The organism is Rhodococcus sp. P3_B8, from assembly GCF_056402775.1.
Window position 1 is genome coordinate 1 of sequence record NZ_JBFUGT010000602.1, and the last position, 1,612, is coordinate 1,612.

The 1,612-nt window shown below is 68.7% G+C and carries 2 protein-coding genes; both read right to left on the reverse strand.

Annotated features, from left to right (window positions below):
- A partial coding sequence (locus tag AC1D1G_RS44980; protein WP_477956914.1) for an acyl-CoA dehydrogenase family protein occupies positions 1-430 on the reverse strand: 430 nt, incomplete at its 3' end.
- Positions 431-461: 31 nt separating this feature from the next.
- A partial coding sequence (gene gabT / locus AC1D1G_RS44985; protein ID WP_477956915.1) for a 4-aminobutyrate--2-oxoglutarate transaminase occupies positions 462-1,612 on the reverse strand: 1,151 nt, incomplete at its 5' end.

Below are 1,612 nucleotides of genomic sequence, written 5' to 3' on the forward strand. Positions count from 1 at the left end.
GACCGAAGCAGCCGATCGCCTCGCCGGCGGCCAGTCGCGGCAGCCACTCCTGCTTCTGCTCTTCCGAGCCGTAGCGGTAGATCGAGAACATCGATAGCGAGCCCTGTACCGAGACGAAGCTGCGGAAGCCGCTGTCCCCGGCTTCGAGCTCGAGGCAGGCGAGGCCGTAGCTGACGGCATTGGTTCCGGCGCAGCCGTATCCGTCCAGGTGCATACCCAGCACACCGAGCTGCCCGAACTCCTTGGCCAGTTCCTTCGGAAGCGTGGCGGATTCGAACCAGTCTTCGACATTCGGCTTCAGACGGGTGTCGACGAACTTGCGCACTGTGGCGGCGATGTCGCGTTCGTCCTTGTCGAGGAGGTGGTCGGTGCCGAACAGCTCGAGGGGGCGCAGCGGGCCGGTCTTCCGGGGCGCGGTCAAGGTGGTCATGGGATGGTGTTCCTTCTTCGGGTGCGGGGTACTACAAAGCGGCGAACGCGTCGCGGAGAACCGAGAAGCCTTCGAGGAGGAGTTCGTCCGAGATCGACAGCGGGGGAAGGAAGCGCAGGACGTTGCCGAAGGTGCCCGCGGTCAGGGTGAGCAGGCCGTGGGCGAGGCAGTACCGGTTGATCGCGGCGACGGCCTCACGGTTGGGGGTCTTGGTGCCGGGCTGGACGAGCTCGATCGCCACCATGGCGCCGCGGCCGCGGATGTCTCCGATGATGTCGGTGGTGGCGGCGATGTCGCGCAGTTCGCGGAACATGAGGTCGCCGATGGTCTGCGCCCGCTCGAGCAGGTGGTCTTCCTCGATGGTCTCGAAGACGCCGAGCGCGGCTTCGCAGGCGGCGGGGTTGCCGCTGTAGGTGCCGCCGATCCCGCCGGCGTGCGCGGTGTCCATGATGTCGGCGCGACCGGTGACCGCGGCGAGCGGCATCCCGCCGGCCAGGCCCTTCGCGGTCACGACCAGGTCGGGCACGACGCCCTCGTGCTCGGAGGCGAACCAGGTACCGGTGCGGGCGATGCCGGCCTGCACCTCGTCCGCGACGAACAGGATCCCGCGGTCCCGGCAGAAGTCCGCGATCCGCCGCAGGAAGCCCTCGGCGGGGACGATGAATCCGCCCTCGCCCTGGATCGGTTCGACCACGACGCAGGCCACCGCGTCGGCGCCGATCTGCGAATCGACGAGCATCTCGAACTGGGTGAACGCCTCGTCGGCCGCGTTCTCGGCGCCGCTCGGCCACCGGTACGGGTAGGCCATCGGTGCGCGGTACACCTCGGGCGCGAACGGGCCGAAGGTGCTCTTGTACGGCTGGTTCTTCGCCGTCATCGTCATCGTCATCAGGGTGYGGCCGTGGAACGCGTGATCGAAGGTGACCACCGCGGGCCGGCCGGTGGCCGCCCGCGCGTACTTGACGGCGTTCTCCACCGCCTCGCTGCCGGTGTTGAACAACGCGGTGCGCTTCTCGTGATCACCGGGGGTGAGCCGGTTGAGCGCCTCGGCCACCGCGATGTACGGCTCGTACGGGATGGCGAGGAAACAGGTGTGCGTGTACTTCGCCAGCTGCCGGGAAGCCCGCTCGACCACCCGCGGGGCGGCGTTGCCGACGGTGGTCACGGCGATACCGCTGCCGA